This window comes from Pseudomonas sp. Ant30-3 (assembly GCF_000690905.1).
In the GTDB taxonomy this organism is placed as follows: domain Bacteria; phylum Pseudomonadota; class Gammaproteobacteria; order Pseudomonadales; family Pseudomonadaceae; genus Aquipseudomonas.
Window position 1 is genome coordinate 1 of record NZ_JMCL01000181.1, and the last position, 4,287, is coordinate 4,287.

Annotated in this window: 3 protein-coding genes and 1 pseudogene; all 4 read right to left on the reverse strand. The window is 60.6% G+C overall.

Features of this window, described 5'->3' with window-relative positions; translation table 11 throughout:
• Positions 1–953: pseudogene (locus DU29_RS01000000130645) on the reverse strand (glycine dehydrogenase (aminomethyl-transferring)); the annotation flags it as partial.
• Between the two features lie 289 nt (positions 954–1,242).
• Entirely contained in the window at positions 1,243–1,626 is a 384-nt protein-coding gene (gcvH, locus tag DU29_RS0128290; RefSeq protein WP_028624720.1) for a glycine cleavage system protein GcvH, read from the reverse strand.
• A 49-nt stretch (positions 1,627–1,675) separates the two neighbouring features.
• Positions 1,676–2,758, reverse strand: a complete 1,083-nt coding sequence (gene gcvT / locus DU29_RS0128295) for a glycine cleavage system aminomethyltransferase GcvT (protein WP_028624721.1) — start codon at positions 2,756–2,758, stop codon at positions 1,676–1,678.
• Between the two features lie 155 nt (positions 2,759–2,913).
• Positions 2,914–4,287: ABC transporter permease (locus DU29_RS0128300; protein WP_028624722.1), on the reverse strand; the 1,374-nt coding region annotated here is incomplete at its 5' end.

The following is a 4,287-nucleotide window of genomic DNA, read 5'->3' on the forward strand; positions in this document are numbered from 1 at the left end:
AGGGCCATGCGCAACGCAGTGTTGCCGCGCGTATCCTTCGAGACGCCAATGATTCGCCCCGGAATCGCCCGTTTGTATTCCTCGCGACTGGCAAAAAAAGCCGCATGCGGCCCGCCGTAACCCATCGGCACACCAAAGCGCTGGGACGAGCCGAACACCACGTCGGCGCCCAATTCTCCCGGCGGGATCAGCAGCAACAAGCTCAGCAGATCGGTGGCGACGCAAGCCAGGGCTTGCTGTGCGTGTAGATGATCGATAAAAGGACGCAGATCACGGATCTCGCCATGGGTGTCCGGATACTGCAGCAGCGCGCCGAACACCGCATGCTGCTGCAAGTTATCCACAGCGTCGATGATCAGCTCAAAGCCGAAACCTTCTGCCCGGGTCTGCACCACGGAGATCGTCTGCGGATGACAGTTTTCATCGACGAAGAACAGATTGCTTTTCGACCTCGCGACGCGCCGGGCCAGCGCCATGGCTTCCGCCGCAGCGGTGGCTTCGTCCAGCAGCGAGGCGTTGGCCAGTTCGAGGCCGGTGAGGTCGATGGTCATTTGCTGGAAGTTCAGCAAGGCCTCGAGCCGGCCTTGGGCAATCTCGGGCTGATAAGGCGTGTACGCGGTGTACCAACCAGGGTTTTCGAGAACATTGCGCAGGATGACGGTCGGCGTGAGGGTGCCGTGGTAGCCCATGCCGATGAGGCTGGTCCATACCTGATTCTGCTCGGCGTAGTCGCGAAGCTTGTTCAGGGCGGCCTGCTCATCGAGCGCTGGCGGCAGGTCAAGTGCTCGGTTGAGGCGAATGCCCGGCGGCACTGTCTGCTCGATCAGCTCGACCCGACTGCCAAGCCCCAGACTGTCGAGCATCGCCTGCTGCTCGGCGTCATCGGGCCCCAAGTGACGACGGAGAAAGGCGTTGGGGTCGCGTAACTGACTCAAGGACGGCATTGGGGACATGACGGGCTCTCTCTTGGCTGGCGCTCAGCGTCGATGCAACACGGTCAAACCAGCATAGCAGCCGATGTCATGGTGCCCTTGAGCAGCAGAAGATCGCAGCCTCGTTGCACTCGACAGCTCCTACATTGGGCTTAACGGGCGTCCAGCTATTGCGATGCGGACCATCGAAATCCAATCCCCCGTAGGAGCTGTCGAGTGCAACGAGGCTGCGATCTTTTGATCTTGATCCTGATCTGCGAGGCGAAAAAAAAGCCCCGACTGGTCGGGGCTTTGGGATGACGCTCGGGGCTTACTCGCCGATGGCGGCCTTATAGCCAGCAGCATCAAGCAGCTTGTCCAGCTCTGCGGTGTTGCTTGGTTTCAGCTTGAAGATCCAAGCGCCGTACGGCTCCGAGTTGAGTTTTTCTGGTTCACTGCTCAAGTCTTCATTGATCGCAATCACTTCGCCGCTAACTGGCGAATAGATATCGGAGGCAGCCTTGACCGACTCGACCACACCGGATTGATCGCCCGCTGCGAAGACTTTTCCAACTTCAGTCAGCTCGACAAACACCACGTCACCCAGGGCTTCCTGAGCGTGATCGCTGATGCCCACGGTGACGGTGCCGTCGGCTTCTAGGCGCGCCCACTCGTGACTTTCGGCAAAACGCAGGTCGGCAGGGATATCGCTCATGTTCTGTGTCCTCAAGAGAATTGTCAGCGGTCAGGCCCGCCGGAAAAGGTTAGATCAAGGTTTTGCCATGGCGAACGAAGGTCGGCTTGACCACTCGTACCGGGTACCACTTGCCACGGATTTCCACTTCGGCGCGGTCGGCAGTTGCCATCGGCACGCGCGCCAGTGCGATCGACTTGCTAAGCGTAGGAGAGAAACTACCACTGGTGATCTCCCCTTCGCCAACATTGGCGATCCGGACCACCTGATGAGCGCGTAAAACCCCGCGTTCCTCAAGGACCAGACCGACCAGTTTGTGTTGAATACCGTCGGTCCGTTCGGCTTCCAGGGCCGCCCGACCGATGAACTCGCGGTTGGCAGGTTCCCAGGCGATGCTCCAGGCCATGTTGGACGCCAGCGGCGAAACATCTTGATGGATGTCCTGACCGTAAAGGTTCATACCGGCTTCGACTCGCAGCGTATCGCGCGCGCCGAGGCCGATCGGCGAGATGCCTGCGCCCACCAGATCGTTGAAGAACCCCGGGGCCTGGTTGGCCGGCAGAATGATTTCGAGCCCGTCTTCGCCGGTGTACCCGGTGCGCGCGATAAACCAGTCGCCGTCGGGCTGCCCTTCGAAGGGCTTGAGCATCTGGATCAGATTGCCACGCGACCGGGTCACCAGTTCGGCGATCTTGTGCCGCGCATGGGGGCCTTGAATGGCCAGCATCGCCAGTTCGGCACGCTCGCTGAGATGGACATCAAAGCCACCCAGATGCGCTTGCAACCACGCCATGTCCTGATTGCGGGTGGAGGCATTGACCACCAGCCGATAACCATCCTCGAGACGGTAGACGATCATGTCGTCGACAATACCGCCACGCTCGTTGAGCATGGTGCTGTACAACGCTCGGCCGGGACTGTGCAGGCGCTCGACGTCATTGGCCAGCAAATGCTGGAGCCACGCCTTGGCCTGAGGCCCGGCGACATCGATCACGGTCATGTGGGATACATCGAAGACCCCACAATCGCGGCGCACCTGATGGTGTTCCTCGACCTGTGAACCGTAATGCAGAGGCATATCCCAACCGCCAAAATCGACCATCTTCGCGCCGAGGGCGAGATGCAGGTCGTACAGAGGCGTACGCTGTCCCATGGGTTTCTCCTTCCGGGCGTGGCGAGGGTGCGGACCGGTGCATACCTGCCAGAACCCCCGCAATAGAGGGTTCCTAGCAGATTTCAGCTACCGGGTCTGTAGGACGGACCGCACCGAATGCCGCGCATTGTAGCCTCAAGGTGTAGGACTGGCACCTAGCTGTTTCGATGCGCGGAACGTCTGATCAATCCGATGACCGGTAATAAGCCAACCAGGACCAGAGTCAGTGCCGGTAGCGATGCCCTCGCCCATTCGCCTTCGCTGGTCATTTCAAAGATGCGCACGGCCAGCGTGTCCCAGCCAAACGGGCGCATGAGCAGGGTCGCCGGCATTTCCTTGAGCACGTCGACGAACACCAGCAACGCAGCGCTGAGGGTCCCGGGTAGCAATAACGGCAGATACACTTTGAAAAACAGTCGTGGCCCACTGACGCCCAGGCTGCGGGCTGCTTCGGGCAAAGAAGGCCGTATTCGCGCCAGGCTGTTTTCCAGCGGCCCGTAAGCCACGGCGATGAACCGCACAAGATAGGCCAGTAACAAAGCCGAGAGACTGCCCAGGAGCAACGGTTTGCCAGCCCCGCCTAACCAGCCAGACAGTGGAATGACCAGCTCACGATCCAGGTAACTGAACGCCAGCATGATTGACACCGCCAGCACCGAGCCCGGCAGGGCGTAACCGAGGTTGGCCAGGCTGACACCGGAGCGGATCGCTCGCGTGGGCGCCAGCCGGCGGGCAAATGCCAATATCAACGCGACGCTGATGGTGATCAGCGCCGCCATGCCACCCAGGTACAACGTGTGGACGATCAGGCCGGTGTAACGCTCATCCAGATCAAAACGCCCGCGCTGCCAGAACCATACAACCAGTTGCAGCACTGGAATCACGAACGCACAGGCAAACACCAGAGCGCACCAGCCCGTCGCCGCCAGCGCCTTGATGCCTCGCAGGTGATACAACGCTTTCACCCGTGGCCGTTCATTGCTCGCCCGATTCGCGCCACGCGCGCGACGTTCCCCATAAAGCACGAGCATCACCACCAGCAACAAGAGACTGGCCAGTTGCGCGGCGGTAGAGAGGCTGAAGAATCCGTACCAGGTTTTGTAGATGGCGGTTGTGAAGGTGTCGAAATTGAATACCGAAACCGCGCCGAAGTCCGCCAACGTCTCCATCAGCGCCAGCGCCACACCGGCACCAATCGCCGGACGGGCCATGGGCAGTGCCACCCGCCAGAACGCTTGCCATGGGGACTGGCCGAGGACCCGCGCGGCTTCCATCAGACCTTTGCCCTGAGCGAGAAATGCGCTGCGGGCCAGCAGATAAACATAGGGATAAAAGACCAGCACCAGAACAATAATCACACCGCCGGTGGAGCGCACACGAGGCAATCTGAGGCCGGTGCCGAACCCTTCGCGCATGAGGGTTTGCACGGGGCCGGCGAAGTCCAGCAGGCCGACGAAAACGAACGCCAGCACATAGGCGGGAATGGCGAACGGCAGCATCAGCGCCCAATCGAGCCATTTTCTGCCGGG